This window comes from uncultured Eudoraea sp., from assembly GCF_947258925.1.
Taxonomy (GTDB): domain Bacteria; phylum Bacteroidota; class Bacteroidia; order Flavobacteriales; family Flavobacteriaceae; genus Eudoraea.
The window spans coordinates 1-20,926 of sequence record NZ_CAMYKG010000012.1 but is presented as its reverse complement, the minus strand read 5'-3'; the positions used below and the strand labels follow the sequence as shown (position 1 = coordinate 20,926).

The 20,926-nt window shown below is 38.1% G+C and carries 17 protein-coding genes and 1 pseudogene; 16 read left to right on the top strand and 2 right to left on the bottom strand.

Going from position 1 to position 20,926, the window contains the following annotated elements; all coding sequences use genetic code 11:
- The first annotated feature begins 28 nt into the window (after positions 1-28).
- The 9 genes from Q0X77_RS05605 to Q0X77_RS05565 all read left to right on the top strand — a co-directional run bounded on the left by Q0X77_RS05605 (position 29) and on the right by Q0X77_RS05565 (position 9,373).
- The gene (locus Q0X77_RS05605) at positions 29-814 is read left to right on the top strand and encodes a DUF2490 domain-containing protein (RefSeq protein ID WP_297794294.1); all 786 of its coding nucleotides are present in this window, start codon (positions 29-31) and stop codon (positions 812-814) included.
- Positions 815-995: 181 nt separating this feature from the next.
- Positions 996-1,568 (top strand): nuclear transport factor 2 family protein, encoded by a 573-nt coding sequence (locus Q0X77_RS05600; protein ID WP_297794291.1) that lies wholly within the window; start codon positions 996-998, stop codon positions 1,566-1,568.
- A 147-nt stretch (positions 1,569-1,715) separates the two neighbouring features.
- A complete protein-coding gene (locus Q0X77_RS05595) occupies positions 1,716-2,264 on the top strand; it encodes a GNAT family N-acetyltransferase (RefSeq protein WP_297794288.1) in 549 nt (182 codons plus the stop codon).
- Positions 2,265-2,317: 53 nt separating this feature from the next.
- Complete coding sequence (locus tag Q0X77_RS05590; RefSeq protein WP_297794285.1) at positions 2,318-4,357, top strand: S9 family peptidase; 2,040 nt, start codon at positions 2,318-2,320, stop codon at positions 4,355-4,357.
- 209 nt (positions 4,358-4,566) lie between these two features.
- Entirely contained in the window at positions 4,567-4,962 is a 396-nt protein-coding gene (locus tag Q0X77_RS05585) for a DUF302 domain-containing protein (protein ID WP_297794282.1), read from the top strand.
- Between the two features lie 12 nt (positions 4,963-4,974).
- Positions 4,975-6,759, top strand: coding sequence for a DUF885 domain-containing protein (locus Q0X77_RS05580; protein ID WP_297794279.1), 1,785 nt, complete (start codon positions 4,975-4,977; stop codon positions 6,757-6,759).
- 60 nt (positions 6,760-6,819) lie between these two features.
- Entirely contained in the window at positions 6,820-7,626 is an 807-nt protein-coding gene (locus tag Q0X77_RS05575) for a sulfurtransferase (protein ID WP_297794276.1), read from the top strand.
- Positions 7,623-8,588 carry an MBL fold metallo-hydrolase gene (locus tag Q0X77_RS05570; protein WP_297794273.1) on the top strand — a complete coding sequence of 322 codons (966 nt, stop codon included), beginning with the start codon at positions 7,623-7,625 and terminating at the stop codon, positions 8,586-8,588. Before Q0X77_RS05575 ends, Q0X77_RS05570 begins: the two co-directional genes overlap by 4 nt.
- Positions 8,589-8,692: 104 nt before the next feature.
- Positions 8,693-9,373 carry a hypothetical protein gene (locus Q0X77_RS05565; RefSeq protein WP_297794270.1) on the top strand — a complete coding sequence of 227 codons (681 nt, stop codon included), beginning with the start codon at positions 8,693-8,695 and terminating at the stop codon, positions 9,371-9,373.
- Between the two features lie 75 nt (positions 9,374-9,448).
- On the opposite strand, the gene Q0X77_RS05560 is transcribed toward Q0X77_RS05565, so the two are convergent.
- Positions 9,449-10,342 carry a class I SAM-dependent methyltransferase gene (locus Q0X77_RS05560; protein ID WP_297794268.1) on the bottom strand — a complete coding sequence of 298 codons (894 nt, stop codon included), beginning with the start codon at positions 10,340-10,342 and terminating at the stop codon, positions 9,449-9,451.
- 133 nt (positions 10,343-10,475) lie between these two features.
- Positions 10,476-11,864 carry an FAD-dependent oxidoreductase gene (locus Q0X77_RS05555; RefSeq protein ID WP_297794265.1) on the bottom strand — a complete coding sequence of 463 codons (1,389 nt, stop codon included), beginning with the start codon at positions 11,862-11,864 and terminating at the stop codon, positions 10,476-10,478.
- A gap of 304 nt (positions 11,865-12,168) precedes the next feature.
- Between Q0X77_RS05555 and Q0X77_RS05550 the strand changes: the two genes are divergently transcribed.
- From Q0X77_RS05550 to Q0X77_RS05520, 7 genes and pseudogenes are all read left to right on the top strand, one after another.
- Positions 12,169-14,130 (top strand): prenyltransferase/squalene oxidase repeat-containing protein, encoded by a 1,962-nt coding sequence (locus Q0X77_RS05550; protein WP_297794261.1) that lies wholly within the window; start codon positions 12,169-12,171, stop codon positions 14,128-14,130.
- Positions 14,131-14,357: 227 nt separating this feature from the next.
- Entirely contained in the window at positions 14,358-15,005 is a 648-nt protein-coding gene (locus Q0X77_RS05545) for a DinB family protein (protein ID WP_297794258.1), read from the top strand.
- Positions 15,006-15,171: 166 nt separating this feature from the next.
- On the top strand, positions 15,172-18,222 hold the full coding sequence (locus tag Q0X77_RS05540; RefSeq protein WP_297794255.1) for a hypothetical protein: 3,051 nt from the start codon (positions 15,172-15,174) through the stop codon (positions 18,220-18,222).
- 10 nt (positions 18,223-18,232) lie between these two features.
- Positions 18,233-18,982, top strand: coding sequence for a class I SAM-dependent methyltransferase (locus Q0X77_RS05535; protein WP_297794252.1), 750 nt, complete (start codon positions 18,233-18,235; stop codon positions 18,980-18,982).
- Between the two features lie 63 nt (positions 18,983-19,045).
- The gene (locus tag Q0X77_RS05530) at positions 19,046-19,501 is read left to right on the top strand and encodes a DUF4440 domain-containing protein (RefSeq protein WP_297794250.1); all 456 of its coding nucleotides are present in this window, start codon (positions 19,046-19,048) and stop codon (positions 19,499-19,501) included.
- Between the two features lie 9 nt (positions 19,502-19,510).
- Positions 19,511-20,503, top strand: coding sequence for an NAD(P)-dependent alcohol dehydrogenase (locus tag Q0X77_RS05525; RefSeq protein WP_297794247.1), 993 nt, complete (start codon positions 19,511-19,513; stop codon positions 20,501-20,503).
- Positions 20,504-20,599: 96 nt separating this feature from the next.
- Positions 20,600-20,926, top strand: a pseudogene (locus Q0X77_RS05520) (hypothetical protein); the annotation flags it as partial.

Sequence of the window (20,926 nt, the reverse complement as noted above, 5' to 3'; positions counted from 1 at the left end):
TAGGATATCTTTGCATAAAACAGGCTTTGTGACCTACAAGTGGATTAAAACTTTTATCCTAATTTTCTTCTTCCTACCCTATTGGCTTCAGGCACAAACTGAAGAAGAATTACCTTCCAAGAATATTAATGAGCAGGTACAAACATGGATTTCGCTAAATAGTGTTTTCCAATTCACAAAACACTGGTCAGGCCTGGCCGATATACACATGCGGCGCAGTAATTTTGCTAATGATCCGAGTTTTAATTTTATCCGTTTCGGAGGTCGCTATAACTTTAATGACAATATAAAACTCTCCGGCGGCTATGCCCACCTTTGGTTGGCAAAAGATGAAAACTGGACGCTATACCTAAACGAAAACAGAATATACCAGGAACTAATCCTGGCCGACACCTACCCTACTTTTGGGGGCTTGTTTAGGATACGTACCGAACAGCGTTTTTTTAACAATGTAGAGGAGGGGGTATCTTTGCAAGACGATTTTTACATTAATCGCATCCGCTTTCTTTTGAGCATAGCTGTGCCATTTAAAAAAGGTGGGGAAACTTCTTTTTTGGTTGCCAATGAAGTACACCTGAATTTTGGTAAAGAAGTCGTTTTTAACACTTTTGATCAAAACCGCTTTACTATTGGGATTAAACAAAAGCTCAGCAAGACCTGGAGTTTTGACTGCGGTTACATGTTGGTCTACCAGCAATTAGCCAACGGTACAGATTATAACCTGAACCATACCATACGGCTGTTCTTTTACAGTAACTTTGATTTACGTAAGAATAAAGGAGAGCAAATAAAACATATCCAAACCATAGATTAAACCTTGTTTTCGGCTTAACCTGAGCTGAACTACCTTGCATTAATAGGTTTCATTTCCTCATTTTATCTCATGTGTCCAGGGTTCTTCGAATTCCTGTACTTCCGGAAAAAGAGGTATCGCTGAAAAATTTGTATCTTGTTCATCACTCCCCCGGCAATACTAACCTTTAAATAAAACAATAATGAAAACAAAAATTTTTGGACTGCTAATGCTAACTGTTATAACCCTTTTCGGCTGCAAAGAAAAAGAAAAAGAAACGGAGATGGTTATGGAGGAAACGGAAGCTCCTGATTCTGCGGACTTTGATGAGAAAGTAGCTGTAATCCGTGCTTTTTTTCAGGCGCACAGCGACGAAGATATTGAGGCTCAAAGTGCCCTGCTCGCCGATGATATGAAATGGAGCCCTCCTGCTTATAACGGAAACCAATGGTTAGGTAAAGGAGAGCTGGTTGAAGCCTTAAAAGGCTATCATGATGGCTTTGACAATATTAAATATACAGAAGGTATTGTTATGCCCGATTCCACAGCCAATGGCTATTGGTCCGGCTCTGTATTCCCGGCAGCAAATGCAAACGCCAGCGCTAGCGTAATACGGGTATACGGTACATGGACCGCCACCCATACGGAAAGCGGAAAAGAGATAGGCGTCAAATTTTTTAATCTTACTTCGGTCAATGATGACGGGAAGATTGTACAATCATCCGACTATTTTGATGTACATGGCCTCGCTGCTCAACTTGAGGAGGAAGAATAAATCAATAACATAGTTACAATCAAAGGTGGTCATTCTTTTTGACCACCTTTTTAAATTTCCTCTTTTCTAAAATTCAAAAAAAGTAAATCATTTTCGAAAAAAAAGTCGGTTTGAAAAAATAATCTATGAATTCAATCCAAAATTATAATGAAAAAAATATTTTTAATCAATTGTTCTGTAATACTACTTTTCTCCTTTAACATGTTTTCACAAAATAAACCATTTGTACCTAAAGACTTTAAGGTTCCTGATACACTGCAGAACCAGCACCTGCGTATACGCATGTTAACTGTGAATGATGTAGTTAAAGACTATGATGCGGTGATGACCAGTATCGATCATTTGCAAAAAATGTATCCTTTATCTAGCTGGCCTGCCAAAGACTTGACTTTTGAACAAGATTTAATTGATTTGGGATGGCATCAGAAAGAATTTCAAATGCGAAGTTCTTTTGCATATACCGTAGTATCTATAGATGAAAGCAAAGTACTTGGGTGTCTTTATATAAACCCTACTACAAAAGGTGATTATGATGCCACAATAAGTATGTGGGTTAGATCTAGTATGCTTGATCAAGGATTGGATGCAATCCTTTATAGTTTAGTTAAAGACTGGATTAAAGAAGACTGGCCCTTTAAAAAAGTTGCTTATCCCGGAAGAGAAATTTCATGGGAAGAATGGAAATCATTAAAATGATGGTTTGCTTTTGCGCGAACCATAAAACTAGTAAAATCACCTTGATATAAATTATGAAAAACACCTTTCTGATTACCCTAGCCCTCTCCTTTCTAGGTTTTTTAAATGCCCAGAATCCTATATCCCCTTCTTTTGAGGATGTCATTTCTTTAAGATCTGTTTTTAATGCCGTGATTTCGCCCGATGGAAACCATATTGTATTTGAATCCCGAGCCACAGATTGGAAGGAAAACAAATATGACAGGGAATTATGGCTTTCCAGGGATTCCCAGACACCATTTCAGCTAACCAATAACCTCAACGGCAGTAGTAGCAGTCCAAAATGGTCTCCGGACGGTAAATGGATCGCTTTTCTATCCAAACGCGGTGAAAAAACACAAATACAGGTTATTAGTGTGGTTGGTGGAGAGGCATTTCAGGTAACCCATACAGAAAATGATATTAATAATTTTGAATGGTCTCCAGAAGGAAGTAAGATTGCATTTCTTCAGGCAGAAGACAAATCCGAAGAAGATAAAAAACGTAAAGAAAAATTTGGTGGCTTTGCAGTGGAAGATGAGGAGTTTAAATTGAGTCAAATATGGGTAGCAGATTTTAAACCGAGTCAATTAAGTCAAATGCCCTTGCCTGATCAGTTAAAAGATTCTATTTACACCAAAAATCTTGAAGCTAAATTATTACTCGATAGTGTCGCATTTTCCGTTAATAGTTTTAAATGGTCGCCTGATGGAAAAAAAATAGCCATTGAACATCAGCCGGACCCTTTAATAAACAGTTTTTTTAAGGCTGATATTTCTATTTATGATATGGATTCCAAATCTCATAAAATCCTTGTCAATAACCCAAGTTATGATGGCCTTGTAGACTGGTCCCCGGATGGAAATTCAATTCTGTATCAAACCAACCTCAACGACAGTACTTCCAACTATTATACAAATGGTAAACTATTCAGAATTAATTCGGATGGTACTGAAAACAATCAGTTGGCAGCAGATTTTGATGAAAATATCTATCGTTTAAAGTGGACTGTAAATGGAATATTTGGAATTGCCTGGCAAAAAACACTTCGCCCGGTCATTAAAATAAACCCTGAAAATGGAAAGGTAAAAAAATTAGCACTCAGCGCTGAGAGGATCTGGAATTACTCTTTTTCTAAAGATGGTAAAAAAATGGCGTACGCAGCCTCTAATGATAATGACCTTACAGAAATCTACAAAAGTGATTACCCACAAAGAGATTCAAGACAAATTACCCGATCAACTGCTCAAATCAATAATTGGTTAGTAGCCAATAGTGAGGTCATATCCTGGAAAAGTGAGGATGGCTCTACTATAGAAGGTATTTTACACAAACCGCAAAATTATGATTCCACCAAAAAATATCCGCTCCTTGTTATCATTCATGGAGGCCCCACAGGTATTTCTACCCCAGGCCCTATCCCATCGTATGTTTATCCCATGGTGCAATGGCTTAATAAAGGAGCGCTTATTTTACGACCTAATTACAGGGGTTCTGCGGGTTACGGCGAAAGCTTCCGCTCATTAAATGTCAAGAATTTAGGGGTTGGAGACGCATGGGACGTATTATCCGGAGTTTCAGCACTGGAAGACAAAGGAATCATTGACAGTAATAAAGTAGGTGCCATGGGCTGGAGCCAGGGCGGCTACATTTCTGCTTTTTTAACCACAAACTCAACTAAATTTAAAGCTATATCGGTAGGTGCAGGAATTTCAAACTGGATGACCTATTACGTAAATACCGACATACATCCCTTTACCAGGCAATATTTAAAAGGAACCCCCTGGAGTGACAAAGAAGTCTATGAGAAAACATCCCCAATGACTAATATCAATAAGGCCGCCACGCCAACATTGATCCAGCATGGTGAATTTGATAAAAGAGTTCCGGTAGCAAATGCATATGAATTGTTTCAGGGCCTCCAGGATAAAGGGATTGAAACAGAATTAATTATATATAAAGGTTTTGGACATGGAATAAATAAACCAAAAGAGAGGCTTGCCGCTACATGGCACAATTGGAAATGGTTCGGGAAATACATTTGGGATGAGAATATTGAAGTCCCTGAAGAATAAGCAGCAAGGCGTAATCAGTGACCACTAAACCTATTGAATAGCATAATTTTGATGGCAATAAGGGAATCAAAACCGTTTAAACTTTCGTGGGGGGTTATCTCATTCCTTTATTCGTATTAATTAAGTATATTTCTACCCTAATACATTTTGAAGATAATTAATAATAAAATCAACTTTGTAATTACTTACGAGTTAAACCTATTTAAACCATGAGTTATTATTTTAATGCCTTATTAAAAGGAACAAGCTTTGAAGAAGCCATCGAACTGGTTACGGCAGAACTAAAAAAAGAAGGATTTGGAGTACTCACCGAAATCGATGTGAAAGAAACATTAAAAAACAAAATAGATGTTGATTTCAAGAAATACAAGATTTTAGGGGCCTGTAATCCTCATTTTGCCCACAAGGCGCTTCTAAGCGAAGATAAAATTGGTGTTTTCCTGCCTTGCAATGTAATAGTTGAAGAGCATGAAAATGGTGATGTTGAAGTAGCTGCGGTAGACCCAATTGCTTCCATGAGCACTGTTAAAAATAATACCCTCGGAAGTCTGGCTGAGGAAGTACAGGAAAAGCTTATTAAGGTCATTAAAAACCTTACCCCCTAAAGCAAGATTCATATGACAAACTGCACTCAAAACCATTATTTCAAAGTTTTAGGCCTGGTCTTTCTTTTTTGTATCCTCAATCTGCAAAACAGCTTTACCCAGGAAACTCCTGAATGGATAACACAAAGTAATCAATATACCGCAAGACTTCTTGATGTAATTGCAAAACATAGTCCGGAATCTGCTGCAAGACTAGGGATAGATGGATTGGACGATCAAATCTCCGATTTATCCGAAGGCTTTAATGAAAGGGCTCTCAATGATTTGAATACGGTTAATGAATACCTGAAGGCTGAACTGCCTCAGGTAAAGGAAGAACTTGTTAAACAAGATTTGCTCATCTTAATAGAAAGTACCGAGAACGAGATAGCAGAAATAAATCTGGAAGATACCTATCTCCTGCCCTATTACAATACGGCTAGCATCGTTTACAGGGGTATTCGCGGTTTATTGGAAGACCGTATCCCGGAAGAGCGCAGACAGGCCGCTTTGGCGCGTTTAAAAAAATATGTAGGAAGCGAAAAAGGCTATGAGCCTTTGACAACGCTGGCACGGGAAGAAATGGAGAGGGAGTGGAAAGAAAATAAAGATAGGATTGCCCCCTTCCGAGAAGAGGTTGAACGCGATTTAAAAACCAGCAATGAGTACATTGAGGAAATAGAAGAACTTTTTATAAAATACGGGATCAAAGGATTTCAGAAAGATTATAAAAAATTAGTCGCGCAATTGCAGAGTTATCACGCTTATATCAGGGAGAAAGTTTTACCGAACACACGAACAGACTTTAAACTTCCATTAGACATCTATTCCTTCAACCTAAAGGAATATGGGGTTGATATGCCTATAGGGGAATTGCAACAGCGAGCCATGGTTGCCTTTAAAGAATTGCAGACCCAATTGCAGGTCCTGGGTAAGATTATCGCTGATAAAAACAAGTATCCTTCAAATGATTACAGGGATGTTCTTCGCTCTTTGAAAAAAGATCAACTAGACAGTGCAAACATATTAACGGTATACAGGCAACAGATCAAAGAGATTGAGGATATAATAAAGGATCGTCAAATATTGACTTTACCTGATCGGGAAATGGTAATTCGGTTGGCTTCTCCTGCCGAAAGTGCTGCTGCTCCTGCCCCCTTTATGAGTCCGCCCCGTCTTATAGGGAATACCGGTGAATATGGCGAGTTTGTATTACCATTAAAAGCTACCGGAGGCTCTGATGGAACTTCGCTGCAAATTGATGATTTTACGCATTTGGCCGCTTCCTGGCCCCTGACAGCGCATGAAGGTCGTCCCGGCCACGAATTACAGTTCACAGCAATGGTAGAAAGAGGTGTTTCTCAGGCTCGGGTAATTTTTGCTGCAAATAGTGTAAATATCGAAGGTTGGGCCTTATATGCAGAAGAAATAATACAACCCTATCTACCCCTTGAAGGACAATTTATGACGCTTTGGAGCAGATTGGTGCGGTCTGGCCGAGCTTTTTTGGATCCTGGTTTGAATTTGGGCACCATTACAACCGGGGAAGCAAGGTTCATTTTAAGTCACGAGATAGGGCTTTCCGAAGCTCTGGTAAGATCTGAACTGGAACGATATCGGTTCAGGGCTCCTGGTCAGGCTACTTCCTATTTCAATGGATATCTAAGATTGATGGAACTCAGAGCAGAAACTGAATTGGTTCTTGGGGAAAAATTTAATCAGCTAGCTTTTCATGATTTTGTACTAGGCCAGGGATTATTACCACCCCGTTTAATTAAGAAAGCGGTTTTGGAAAAATTTATTCCAGCCTATAAATAGGAATAACAACAAAAACCTATGGTCAGGCATCAGCAAAATGGCATATAAAAACTTGAATTCATGATTGAACCAATTGTTTCTGCTACCTGGTTATTTAATCATTTGAATGATCCTGATTTAATTATTTTGGATGCAAGTCAAAAAACAGCTAGCGGTGATTTTAATAATACCCGGATAAAGGGCGCCAGGCATTTTGATCTGAATAATGAGTTCAGGGATACATCCAATGAGCTTCCTAACACTTTCCCAAGTGCAGAGCAATTTGAAAAAAACTGTAGAAAATTGGGGATTAACAGGTCCAGCAAAATTGTAGTTTATGACAACCTGGGGATCTATTTAAGTCCCAGGGTATGGTGGATGTTTAAAACCATGGGGCACCAAAATGTCGCCGTACTTAATGGTGGCTTGCCAGAATGGATACGACTTGGTTATACGTCTGTAAGTGAAAAGGGAAATAACGTTCTACCGGGTGATTTTCAATCAAAATTTAATCCTGAAATGTTGAAAGACTATAATTTTATATCGTCCAATATTTCACTTCAAGAGTCCGTCTTAATTGATGCACGTTCGGCGGGCAGATTTGAAGGAATAGCTCCGGAACCAAGAGAAGGACTTCCAAGTGGCCATATCCCCGGCTCAATTAATTTGCCTTATACTGCTGTCCTGAAAAATGGAAAATTTAAACCCAAGGAAGATCTTGTAGAGCTATTTAATACTTTGAATATCGAAGAAAAGTCATTGGTTTTCAGTTGTGGCTCGGGAATCACCGCCTGTATTATCTTACTTGCAAGTGAACTGGTAGTTGATAATAAAAAATCCGTTTATGACGGTTCCTGGACAGAGTGGGCCCAAAATAGGACGAAATGAAAAATGTGATACTCTTCTTATTGGTCTTCACCTTCGCCTGCAATCCCGCCCCGGATAAAAAAACAAATACCGGCGAATTGGAACAATTTAATAAAACTCAAACTTCATTGATAGTACTTGGCAATGTCCAGGACGCGGGTTCCCCTCATATTGCCTGTAAAAAAGAATGCTGTCGCAGGCTATTCCAAAATCCTGATAAGAACAGAAAAGTTGTGTCTCTGGGAGTTGTTGATCCGAAAAATAACAGGAAGTACCTGTTCGATGCTACCCCTGATATGCCTGAACAATTAAAGGTATTGAAGGATTACCTGCCAGACAACACAAGTGAGACCGTTGATGGCATCTTCCTGACCCATGCACATATTGGCCATTATACCGGCCTGATGTATTTTGGAACCGAGGCGATGGGAGCTACAAATATTGCTGTACATGCCATGCCAGAAATGGATTCCTACTTAAGGAACAACGGTCCCTGGAGTCAGCTTGTCGGGAATAAAAATATTAATCTGAAAACGCTGGAAAATAAAAAAGAGATTGCATTAACTTCAAACTTAAAGGTCATCCCTTTTCTTGTACCTCATAGGGATGAATATTCAGAAACTGTGGGATATAAGATAATAGGTCCGGAGAAAACGGCTCTCTTTATTCCTGATATTGATAAATGGTATAAATGGGAGTCCAGTATAGTGGATGAGATAAAAAAAGTTGACTATGCCTTTCTCGATGCCGGATTTTTCAGTGAAGCTGAAATTGACAATAGGGATATTTCTGAAATTCCACACCCGACGGTATTAGAGAGTATGGAACTTTTTGATAGTCTGATGGTTCAGGAAAAAAATAAAGTTTGGTTTATTCATATGAACCATACAAATCCAATGCTCAATCCTGAAAGTAAAGAGTCTAAATTGGTGATATCAAAAGGGTACCATATTGCCCGATTTAAAAATAGTTTCGAACTATAGCAAAGAACAGAGCGCTTAACGATTAAATAAATTCATAAATTAAGCGCTTAAAATTTTAGGTTTTAAGTAATTTTATGTATTATTAATTTTAGAAATTTTGGATTATGAAAAAAGATTTTGAAACCAAATTTACGGGTTGGGTATTTATTTTTGCAGCCATATTATTATGGGGTGGATGGGCACTTTCACCTCATCATATAGGAGAATATATAGTCGCTTCAGATTTTACTGCCATTGGCGAAGATCTGTGGTATTGGATATGGATGTTCCGGTTTCATATTTTTGGCTGGGTTACCATGGCAATAGCCATATTTTCCCTTGCTTCAATAACAGCGAAAGCGCCCTACAGGGTTATGCTCGTGCCAGGTGCTGGAATGGTAGTTATTGGCACTATGACCCTTGCTATTGCTTCGGCATTTTACTATAACTTCGGGGCCTGGGGTGTTGGACAAACCATGGGTAAGTCAGCTGCGGAAATTCAACAATTCATGGATAATATCCTTTATACCAACCAATATGTTACCTGTTTTGTAAGGTTTGGACGAATCTTTTCGGGCGTTGGTCTGGTATTACTGGGCTTTGGCTTTGTGAAGTGGAAAATTTTCAATCCGTTGTTGGGATGGTTTACTGTGGTTTTGGGTCTGGCAGCTATGGCAATTATCATGGGAATACCCGATAATTTTGAAATTTACAAACCAATTTTTCATGTAAAAGTTATTTGGTTGGCTTTGATGGGAGTCACAATACTTTTGAAAGGGGTTAATCTTCCCAATCCGGAGTCCTAAAATTTAGCGCTGACTAATAGCACAATGAACTGCACCATGAATTAATTGATACCAATAAGCATTAGGATTAAAGCGTTACTTCTTCCTAATCCATAGATTACCTCCGGTATTTTTATAGGTAAGCGGCATCTGCTTGAATGCATCTTTATGATGTTGATGCATATAGTGTGAAAAGAGTATTATTTCAAATTGATCATTATAACTTAAAAATGCTCTAAGCAAATAGTTTTCATTCCAGTTCCGTCCTTCAGACACCCAGCTTTTAGGGTATTCAAAAGGGTAGAAGATATCATGAAAATGAATAATTACACCCGGATTTAAAGCAGGTAATATTTTAAATATCTCGTAATTTACATCACTTCCTGTTTTTGATACATGGCTGCTATCAATAAATAGAAAATCATCATGTTCCAGTTCCTGAAACTTATTCAATTGAACATTCTGAACTTTTTTTTCCAGGACTTCACAATTAAGTCTGTCATTATCTTTAATAATTCTATTAAGATATTTTGGATAAGGCTCAATAAATGTGAGTTTAATATCATTTACAAATGTCTCCCTGGTATCTAACATTACAGCCGATGAATGTCCTGAACCAATTTCAATAATTCTTTTAGGTTTAAAATGCCGTATAAATGAATAAAGGACTATCCCATCTGTATACGAATAGGCTCCGTTATTGAAACAATATCTTTGACTACCTGTTTTTTCTGCTCCAAAGGGCATTTCAGGATAATATTGGACAAATTCCTCTAATAAAAATAATTGTTGGTCAAGATTCAAATTTATCCCTGAGATATTATGCTGATTAGCTTCTTCCCAAATTTGGTTTTCAAATTCAATAATTTCTGCCTTTGACACAATCGGGGTATAAAAATGTCCAAAAGGATATTTACTCAGAGGTTTATACTTTCTCCATTTTATCAAAGTTCTGAAGACTATAATTATAAAACTATATAAGGATTTCATAAGCTATTTTAAAGACTACACTGTAATTAATAAATTACTAGTATAAGCAAACATCTGAGTCACTCATATTATTACTACAAGTAAGAACCGAAATAGATGTTTACTCGCCTTAATAATTTCAGAATAGCCTTTTTTACACTATCCGGTTCAATGCCTCCAGCATTAATTTATTTCCCGGATCCGGTTTTTCGGAAAGAAGTAGTGGGGTAATAATACCAACTGCATCTTTTACCATAGTAATAGATTCAGTTACAACAACACTTTTCTTTTCTGAACTTATCTTTAATTGGGTCCCATATCTGGCCATCCCAATAAAGTGATTCAGTAATAATTTCTTGTCTTTGTTAAGTCCCGCAAGAATAGAGCAGGTTTCCTCGGCATACTTATCCCCTCTGCTCACATATTCAAAGAAAGCATTTCTTAAATCGGCATTATAAACTACCCCATAAAGGCCATCAGCCAAAATATTTGTTGTTTGTGTTCCAAGATGACGTTTCTCGTAGAAGTTTTTGATGGCTTTAGTAAGCTGCCTTTTATTACTAAAATCCTTGACCTTTTCGAGATTATTACTCAGCCTTAAAACATCGTTGAAAGCTGCGGTCATTCCTCCCCCAGTCAAAGGGTGTCTCATATTTAGTGCATCCCCCAGAAGTACTGCACCGGCCTTATTTACCGGGCTTGCAGGTAGTCTATGGTTCGGGAACGTTTTGAATTTTCCTTTTTCAACGGCAGCTACAAAAGCAGGCCTTGCGCTTTGAGGTATGGCATTTTCAAACTTTTCCAATAGTGATTGTCTGATATCCTTACCCAACCTTGGAGGTTTTTCTCCTTTAAAATCTATAAGAACCCTCCAGGATGTAGAAGTAACAGGATATATAACCATTGGTGGATGATCACCCATTACAAGATGTCCGTGATTTGCAAAAGGCATCTCACAATCTTTCATTAAAAGTCCAAGAAAAAAGCCATTTACTTGTTTAACCGGTTTAGATAATTTCTCACGAAAGATGGATAAAGGGCCATCAGTAACAATAGTAAGATGCGCATAAAGAGATTCTTCATCAGTAGCCCCTTTGAGTTTATATCTTACACCAGTAATGGCTTCATTTGCTTCAATTAGCTCGGTAACCGTCCCTTCAATAACTCTTATATTGGGCTGTGCCAATATGTGCTTCCGTATATTCTGTAAAAAAGCCCCATTTCTAAATCCATATCCGCAAGGTTCGCCATTCTTATTTGGATAGGGTATAACATAATCACGTTCTTCATAAATAATATCATAGCCATAAACAGGCTGTGCATCAATATCGTTTATAAATGATGAAAAACCCATCTCTTCTAGCTTCTGTACCCCACCTGGCTGTAACAATTCACCGATGATAACATCTCTTTCGCTCAAATCTCTTTCAACTACAACAATGTTCTTTCCCGTTTTGGCCAAATTAGCGGCCAACGAAGCACCGGCGATACCTGCACCAACAATCAGTACATCAATATCCTTGTTTGTTCTATTGTTTACCATTTGTCTTTTCTAAATATCATTACATTTAGTTATGGCTGTTTTCCCTGATTGCACCTTAGCTTTCATGAAAACAGCTTATACAATGTATAAGCTAATGAGACAAAGGTATTGCATTAAAGATAAACTTGAAAAAAATCTATTGTTTTTTATTCCTTAGCAGGTGTATACAAACCTGTAAAAAACAGAACTAAAAACTAAATTGAATTATATTTGCAATGGAATTAATATCTGCTATATAGTTTATTATTAGCTTAATCATGGGCCACTAAATTAATTGCCGTAAATTATAATTTGTTTTTCATTAATGACCAACCCAAAGCATAAAATAGAGCAAGCTATTCGTAAAGTTTATAAGTGGATGGCGGCTAATCAAACCCCGGAAGGAACCTGGCCAGTTCCCTATGATGGCCCATTTTTCCTATTACCCCTGTACATTTTTGCTATGAGAATATGCGGGCAGCCCATGAGCACCGCAACAAGAACTAAAATGAGTAATTATATCCTCAGGCATCAATTGCCTGATGGAAGTTTTGGAATGCATCAGGAATCCAAGGTAGGCACAATTTTTACCAGTGTAATAAATTATGTGGCCTTGCGTTTTTTGGGTCATTCAGCTACAGAGACTGAATTAAAAAATGCTTTGAATTGGATACATGAAAAAGGCGGACCCCTGTATGCGGCAAGTTGGTGTAAATTTATCCTTTCATTTTTAAATTTGTATTCCTATAAGGGGGTTGCCCCGGTACCTCCGGAACTTTATATACTTCCCAGCTGGTTTCCCTTTCACCCTAGAAAAATCTCGGGCTATGTAAGGATTATCTATTTGCCTATGTGCTACTTCTACAGGGAGCGCCTTAAAATTGAACCGGATGAACTAATTCTGCAACTAAGAAAGGAATTATACAAGGAAGATTACGAAAAGATAAACTTTGCCAAGCACAGAGGAACATTTGCAGATACGGATAATATCTTCCCCGAAACGCGAATATTCAAAATTTCAATGTGGTGGATAAAAAGAATAGATCCTATCATTCCCAAATTCATTAAAAAGAAGGCGCTTGCATTGGTATATGAACATATTGAATATGAAGATGAAAATTCTTCGTTTATAAGGCAAGCTCCTGTTAATGCCGTTTACAATACTTTGGTGTACCATTTTAGGGGAGAACAGGAGAAATTGGATAAATCATGGGAAAAACTTCCTTTATACCTATGGGAGAGTGAAGATGAAATATTAATGCAGGGATTTACGAATACCTATACCTGGGATAATGGGTTCTTTTTACAGGCTATAGGTAAGGATTGTACTGATCCATTGTTAAATCCAATAACCCTAAGGACCCGTAAATTTCTGATGGATAACCAGGTCATGAAAGAACTCAAAGATCCTTTTAAATACCATCGCCTACCCCGAGCAGGTGGTTGGACTTTCAGTTACCTGGATAATGGCTGGGTAGTATCTGATTGCACGGCTGAGGCTGTTAAAGCCCTTTTGGAAACTGAGGGCTTGGGAGACGAAATACTATCTGATGAAAGAATTATAATGGCTATTGATTTTATTATGCTACTTCAGGGAGATGATGGTGGGTGGACCAGCGTGGACAAAGCCATTGGGAGCCCTAAACTGGAGTGGTTCAACGCAGCAAATGTATTTGTTGATATTATGGTTGACCATTCCTATGTAGAATGCACAGCCAGTATTATTCAATGTTTTATGCGAATAAAACAAAGCCGGCCCCATTTGTTCACAATAGAAATGGAAAAAGCAATGGAACGGGCGGTAAAATACTTGCTGAATTCGCAATACAAAGACGGAAGCTGGGAAGCCCTTTGGGGCCTCTGTTTTACCTATGGCATTTGTTTTGTTCTTGAAGGGCTGACCATGTATGGGTTGCCCAAAGATCATAAGGCAATACAGAATGCTTGTACCTACCTTTGGTCTAAACAAAAAGAAGATGGCGGTTGGGGTGAAGCACAGGAGACCGCCCTGGCAAGACATTACATCCAAGCCAGGGCAAGTGTGGTAGATCAGACAGCCTGGAGCATACTCGCATTATTAAATGGGGGTTATGCCAAAGACCCCAGACTATTAAAAGCGATAAATTGGCTTATTGATCAGCAACAGGAAGATGGCGACTGGCCCGTTCAACCTATAACCGGGTTATTTTATAAGACAACAATGGTTTCCTACAGGAATTACAAACGCTATTTCTCATTGTTGGCTTTAAAAAAGTATAGGCTCGAATTAGAGCGTACAGAAGCTTAACTTCCTATTTTGAATTATTCGAACCTGTATCATCAGGAATTTAGTATCTTATAAGTCATTTATTAAAGTTTAGTTCAGCCAACTATAAACATCAATCTATGAAACATAAAAACCAGATCGGTGCCGGTATTGCAATTGGTGCTGTATCAAAAAAGAATGAACAAAAGGAGAATTCAGATCAATAATCCCCCTACCTATCCAATAAATCAACTTAATTTCTTAGTACTATGAAAATCAACAATGACCAAACGAACAGGAGAAAATTCATTAAAGGGTCTACTATCCTAACCGCAGGACTTATCTCAAGTCCTTTATTGAGTCTGGCACATGAAAGATCAAATACCAACACTGAAGGGCTTTATATTATTGGTCCCAAAGAAGGTTATGCTCCCCAGATAGGCACGCTTTTGTCTACCATGACCATGATGCGGACATGGTTGATTTATAGTGTTAAAGATTTAACCGTGGAACAACTGGATTATCAAATTGATGACCAATCAAATTCTATTGGTGCAATGTTACTGCACCTGGCCGCTACTGAAAAGTATTATCAATTAAACACCTTTGAAGAGTTGGCCTGGGGTAGCTGGAGTGAGGAAATAAAAAAGGAATGGGATGTACCCATGGGATTGGGTAAAAAAGGTCGAGATCAGATTAAAGGCAATGAAATAGAGTATTATATCTCTAAATTGAATGAGGTAAGAGAAGTTACCAAGGAAGAATTTGCCCAAAGAAATGATGAATGGCTTAACAAGTCCGAGCCATTTTTCCAGGAACAACCCACCAATAATTACTGTAAATGGTTTCATGTTTGTGAACATGAATCCAATCACAATGGACAAATTAAATTCATTAAAAAAAGGTTCCCTTCTTAAAATCGGGTTGTATAAGCACATGTATTTAAAATGTTTTATTGATCTGATGGATTGAAAAATTATGTGCTTATAATCATCAAAAGTAGTAGGAAAAATGATCAAAGGAATTTATCTTTCCGGTCTTTAAATTATTATCCCATACTTTTTTAGAGCTCAATTTTAGTAAATGAATATTTTAAGACCATTATTTCTCGCCTTTACTTTTGGTTTGTTATCAGCAAATTTTTGTGTCCTGCATGCCCAGGATTTTTCTTCAATGGAATACCGCAATGTGGGTCCATACCGAGGTGGTAGGGTTACGGCGGTAGCCGGGATTACTTCACAACCTTCCACCTTCTATTTAGGTGCAACAGGAGGTGGTGTTTGGAAATCCAATGACTATGGGACTAGCTGGTCCAATGTCTCCGATGGCTTTTTTAAAACACCTTCTATAGGAAGTATCGCAGTATCCCAAAAAGATCCAAACATAGTTTATATTGGAACCGGATCTGACGGTTTACGCAGCAACCTTATTGAAGGTATGGGCATGTATAAATCTATAGATGCCGGAGAAACATGGCAAGAAATAGGGCTTTCAGAAGTTGGACAGATAGGAGCTGTGCGCATTCATCCAGACGATCCAAATACGGTATATGTGGCCGCTATTGGACGTGCGTTTGAATCAAATTCTGAACGAGGCCTTTATAAAACTACAGATGGGGGTAAAACTTGGGACAAAATTCTGTTTATTTCTGACAATACAGGAATCTCGGATATAGAGATGATGCCCAATAACCCCAATATCATTTATGCAGCGGCCTGGAAAGCGGAACGTAAACCCTGGACAATAATTAGTGGGGGTACACCTGAAGAAGGCGGGATTTATAAATCTGTTGACGCAGGCAAAAACTGGAGCAAACTTGAAACTGGTCTTCCATCAAAGCTGATTGGCAAAATAGATCTTGAGGTTTGTCGGGCAGATCCCAGCTTGCTCTATGCCCTGGTTGAAGCACCTGAGAAGGAAGGCGGACTATATATTTCCGAAGATAACGGCAATGCTTTTAATCAAGTATCTGATCATAAAAAGATACGTACAAGGCCATTTTATTATACAAACATAAAAGTAGACCCGCAAAATCCGGATGTTATTTATAGTATGGCCACAGACTACATGAAATCTTCAGACAGAGGTAAAACCTGGGTTTCCCTTACTGTTCCGCATGGAGATAATCACGATATGTGGATAAACCCTGAAAACACGGATTTATTCATTCAAGCCAATGACGGCGGGGCTAATGTAACCCATAATGGGGGTAAGAGCTGGTCCACCCAATTCAACCAGCCCACTTCAGAAATTTACCAGGTTGAAGTAGATAACCAATATCCTTACTGGCTTTATGGTGGACAGCAAGATAACTATTCAACAGTAGCGGTCCCAAGTATGCCTCCTTATGGTATTCAGGCAGCAGGAATTGGTTATATTATAAATACAGGTGGCTGTGAAACAGGGCCTGCGGTACCTCATCCAACAAACCCTGACATCGTCTACTCCAATTGTAAAGGTCGTTTTACGGTTTATAATAAAAAAACCGGAACAGAAAAGTCCTTTTACGTAGGAGCATCCAATATGTATGGGCACAACCCAATAGATCTTAAATTCAGATTTCAAAGGGTGTCCCCTATTCTTGTTTCTCCGCATAATCCAAATGTCATTTACCATACCTCTCAGTATGTGCACAAAACCACAGACGAGGGTAAATCCTGGAAAATTATTTCACCTGACCTTACGGCTTTTGAAGCCGACAAACAGGTAATTTCAGGGAGTCCTATTACACGAGATATTACCGGTGAAGAGTTCTATAGTACGATCTATGCCATACAGGAATCTGTTATTGAAAAAGGCCTGCTTTGGGTAGGCGCCAATGATGGTCCGGTGCATATGAGCAGGAATGGAGGTAAAACATGGAAAAATGTTACACCAAAAAATCTTCCTCCAGGTGGACGTATAGATGCCGTTGAACCCTCAAAACATGATCCTGCAAAAGCCTATATCTGTGTTCTGCGATATCAACTCGGTGATCGCAATTCTTATATCTATAAAACCAATAATTATGGTAAATCCTGGGAGTTGCTTACAACCGGTAACAATGGCATCCCTCAAGAATATCCCACAAGGGTAGTGCGTGAAGATCCAGTGAAGGAAGGTTTATTATTTGCAGGTACAGAATATGGAATTTTTATTTCACTAAATGATGGCAAAACATGGCAGGCGTTTCAACAAAACTTACCGACTACACCGGTAACCGACTTGAAAATTCATAGGGGTGATCTGGTTTTGGCAACTATGGGGCGAGGATTCTGGATCCTGGAAGATATGAACCTTTTAAGACAGGGTAATTTAGATAAAACTACTAATCATGTCTTGTTCAAACCAAATGACGGCATTCGATATCGTTCCCCGTCTGGTGCACGTAACAGTAAAAACCCTAAGTATCCTATTCCGGGAATCAATATTGATTATTATTTAAAATCAGAAGTGAACAAGCCAATCAAATTGGAAATTCTGGACGAAAAGAAAGTTATTCTGAATACCTTTATGAGCGATACCACTAACTTTTCAAAGGATAGTGTTAAAAGGGATATGAGCACGGAATTCCTGGATGTAAGGGTTTCCGACAAATTTAAGGCCCAAAAAGGCTATAATCGTTTTAAATGGGACATGAGGGCTAAAGGGCCATGGAGTGAAAAAGTGGAGGATCGCTATAAAAACGGTCCAATTGTAAAACCGGGTATGTATACAATTAAACTAACCATTGATGACAAAATACTCGCACAGACCTTCGAAATAAAAGTTGATCCAAGGGTTGAGGAATCGGGAATCTCCGAAGAAATTATAGGAAAGCAAGTTAGATTTCAATTAAATATCCTGGACTTGTTAAATAGAGCTTTGTCTATGGCAGAAGACCTGGAAGAACAAAAGAAAACATTGGAGGCGAATGGGAAAACAAAAGAAGCAGAACAAATCAGCGTAATTCTGGAAAGTCTAAATACCAGGGAAGGCATTTACCAGCAACCCATGTTGATAAGCCAAATAAAATATTTATATAATATGATGAACAAGGCAGATCAGGAAATAGGGAAAGATGCTTTAGAAAGGTATACAACATTACAGAACAACCTCGAGGAACTGCAAAAAAAGAGTAATCAATCAAGTTTGATATACAACCCTGACAGATAATACGCTTATTATGAACATTTTCAAAAAATTAAAAAACTACAATAAACACGGGAAACGTGTAGTAAATGACCCTATTCATAAAATCACACTAGAAAAAACCAGGTTAGAACTCAAAAAAACTCCCAAAAGAACAGAGGTTATAAATTTTTTATTATCAAAATTTAAGGGTGAAACTTGCTATTTGGAAATAGGAGTCCGAAATCCGGCGGACAATTATAATCATATAAATGCTTCCACGAAGTATAGTGTAGACCCGGGTGTGGAATACAAAGAAAAAACAATAGATTTTAAGATTACCAGTGATAGTTTCTTTGATAAACTAAATAACAATGAAATTCTTTCCAAGGATATAAGATTTGATGTTATTTTTATTGATGGCTTGCATCTGGCAGAGCAAGTAGACCTGGACATCAAAAATTCATTAGCTTATATTAAAGATGACGGTTTTATAGTCCTTCATGACTGCAACCCTCCCACCGAATGGCATGCAAGGGAAGACTATCAGTACACGAATTCTCCGGCGAGCGGGTATTGGAACGGAACTACCTGGAAGGCCTTTTTAAAATGGCGTTCTAATTCCGGTTTATATTCATGTTGTATTGATACGGATTGGGGAGTTGGTATTTTATCTAAAAAACATCCGATAGGGAAGAGTATGGATAACACCAATCCTTTTTATGAATACAAGGTTTTGGATAAAAACAGGAAACAGAGCCTGAACCTTATCAGCTTTGATGAACTAAAAAATAAATTAGCATAATAAAAGAAATTTTAGTTTGGCAATAAGGATGCAGATCGGAACTATTAGAAAACATTGCAAATAATGAACAAAATTTTCTTTCTACTGTTATTCAATTTATCGACGATGGTTTACGTTTATGCTCAGGAAATTGAACCCACGATAACCCGGGAAAAGGCTATTAAAACCCTGATTGATAACTACACTATAGCAAGACAACAAAAAGATAGCATGCTATTGGGGCGCATTTTGACAAACGATATTGACCAATTGGTTTCTTCCGGGAAATGGAGAAAAGGTAAAGAAGAATCCATGAAGGGTATGTCGCAAAGCTCAGTGAAGAATCCCGGTACAAGAACACTGCAAATTGAAAATATCCGGTTTTTAAATCCACATTGTGGAATAGTCGATGCTCGCTATGTAATTCAAAATATGGATGGTATGAGCCGAAAAATGTGGAGTACATTTATAGTAGTTCATGAATCGGGGGACTGGAAAATAAGTGCGATTCGCAATATGCTTCCTGCCACTCAAAATTAATAGTCGAATATGAAGGCCATTGTGTATACGCAATATGGATCTCCAGATGTGTTGCAACTACGTAAGATAAAGCAACCAGAACCCAAGAATAATGAAATTCTTGTTAAGGTGAGAGCTACCTCGGTTAATAGAACAGACTGTGCTAACCTCAGGGCAAAACCATTTATTATGCGCTTTACAATGGGTCTTTTTAAACCAAAAAAGATCGTGATGGGAACGGAATTCGCTGGTGATGTGGTTAAACTTGGTCCTGCTGTAACTTCATTTAAAGAAGGAGACAGGGTTTTTGGGTTCGACGATAGTGTTTTGAGTTCATATGCCGAATATTTGGTGATTTCAGAAGACAAAGGTGTTTCCACTATTCCTGAAGACTACACTTATCAGCAGGCTGCAACCAGTATTGAAGGAGCACATTACGCCTATAACATCATCAACAAGGTAGATATGGTTAAAGGCCAGAAAGTAATGGTGAATGGGGCTTCCGGAGGCATTGGAACGGCAACAGTACAATTACTCAGTTATTATGAGGCAGAAATAACCGGGGTATGCAACACTAAAAATTTAGAATTGGTGAAATCATTAGGGGCAAAGAAAGTCATTGATTATACAATAGAAGATTTTACAAAAGATCCTGAAAAATTCGATTACGTTTTTGATACTGTGGGTAAAAGTACGTTTGGCAAATGCAAGGGTATCTTAAATCCTGGCGGAGTTTATATCTCATCTGAATTGGGGCCCTGGTCTCAAAATCTCTTTTATGCTCTCGTTTCAGCGTTATTCGGAAAACTCCCGGGCCAGAAAGGAAAAAAAGTAAAATTTCCTTATCCACCAAATATCAGGCGTAGTATCCTTTTAATCAAAAAATTGGTGGAAGAGGGTAAATTTAAAACCGTAATTGACAGGTCTTATCCTTTTGAGAAGATTCCTGAGGCGTTTAGATATGTAGAAAAAGGTCAAAAAACGGGAAATGTTTCGATCATTGTAGATGATGATTTGGAATAACGAAGTTGATAAACAATGGCTTTGTTGTCATTAGGAATATTTTTACGAAATTGACCTAATCATTACAAGCTTTATATAATTTCCAAAATTACTTATATGAAAAGTATTATATCCTTTGTTAAAACGACCCTGATTGGAGGGTTTTTTCTTGTAATCCCTTTGGTATTGCTCATTTTAATTATTGACAAGGTCCTGGATATTTTGCGAAAACTGGTCGCACCCATTTCGGATTTGATTCCGGTTGAAACAGTCGCAGGAATAACCGTATCCCGGATAATCGCTTTATTGGTACTATTACTGTTTTGTTTTATAGCGGGTTTATTTGCCAAAACAAAAAAAGCCAACGAATTAAAGAAATGGATTGAAGCAAAAGTGCTGTCTAAAATCCCGGGCTATACCCTTTTAAAAGGAATGACCGAATCT

What these genes read in the sequence shown, in the direction of transcription:
- Q0X77_RS05580 (WP_297794279.1), top strand. Translation starts at nt 4,975, where the DNA reads ATGACAAACTGCACTCAAAACCATTATTTCAAAGTTTTAGGCCTGGTC.
- Q0X77_RS05585 (WP_297794282.1), top strand. Translation starts at nt 4,567, where the DNA reads ATGAGTTATTATTTTAATGCCTTATTAAAAGGAACAAGCTTTGAAGAA.
- Q0X77_RS05540 (WP_297794255.1), top strand. Translation starts at nt 15,172, where the DNA reads ATGAATATTTTAAGACCATTATTTCTCGCCTTTACTTTTGGTTTGTTA.
- Q0X77_RS05535 (WP_297794252.1), top strand. Translation starts at nt 18,233, where the DNA reads ATGAACATTTTCAAAAAATTAAAAAACTACAATAAACACGGGAAACGT.
- Q0X77_RS05595 (WP_297794288.1), top strand. Translation starts at nt 1,716, where the DNA reads ATGAAAAAAATATTTTTAATCAATTGTTCTGTAATACTACTTTTCTCC.
- Q0X77_RS05560 (WP_297794268.1), bottom strand. Translation starts at nt 10,342, where the DNA reads ATGAAATCCTTATATAGTTTTATAATTATAGTCTTCAGAACTTTGATA.
- Q0X77_RS05555 (WP_297794265.1), bottom strand. Translation starts at nt 11,864, where the DNA reads ATGGTAAACAATAGAACAAACAAGGATATTGATGTACTGATTGTTGGT.
- Q0X77_RS05525 (WP_297794247.1), top strand. Translation starts at nt 19,511, where the DNA reads ATGAAGGCCATTGTGTATACGCAATATGGATCTCCAGATGTGTTGCAA.
- Q0X77_RS05565 (WP_297794270.1), top strand. Translation starts at nt 8,693, where the DNA reads ATGAAAAAAGATTTTGAAACCAAATTTACGGGTTGGGTATTTATTTTT.
- Q0X77_RS05570 (WP_297794273.1), top strand. Translation starts at nt 7,623, where the DNA reads ATGAAAAATGTGATACTCTTCTTATTGGTCTTCACCTTCGCCTGCAAT.
- Q0X77_RS05530 (WP_297794250.1), top strand. Translation starts at nt 19,046, where the DNA reads ATGAACAAAATTTTCTTTCTACTGTTATTCAATTTATCGACGATGGTT.
- Q0X77_RS05575 (WP_297794276.1), top strand. Translation starts at nt 6,820, where the DNA reads ATGATTGAACCAATTGTTTCTGCTACCTGGTTATTTAATCATTTGAAT.
- Q0X77_RS05600 (WP_297794291.1), top strand. Translation starts at nt 996, where the DNA reads ATGAAAACAAAAATTTTTGGACTGCTAATGCTAACTGTTATAACCCTT.
- Q0X77_RS05550 (WP_297794261.1), top strand. Translation starts at nt 12,169, where the DNA reads ATGACCAACCCAAAGCATAAAATAGAGCAAGCTATTCGTAAAGTTTAT.
- Q0X77_RS05545 (WP_297794258.1), top strand. Translation starts at nt 14,358, where the DNA reads ATGAAAATCAACAATGACCAAACGAACAGGAGAAAATTCATTAAAGGG.
- Q0X77_RS05590 (WP_297794285.1), top strand. Translation starts at nt 2,318, where the DNA reads ATGAAAAACACCTTTCTGATTACCCTAGCCCTCTCCTTTCTAGGTTTT.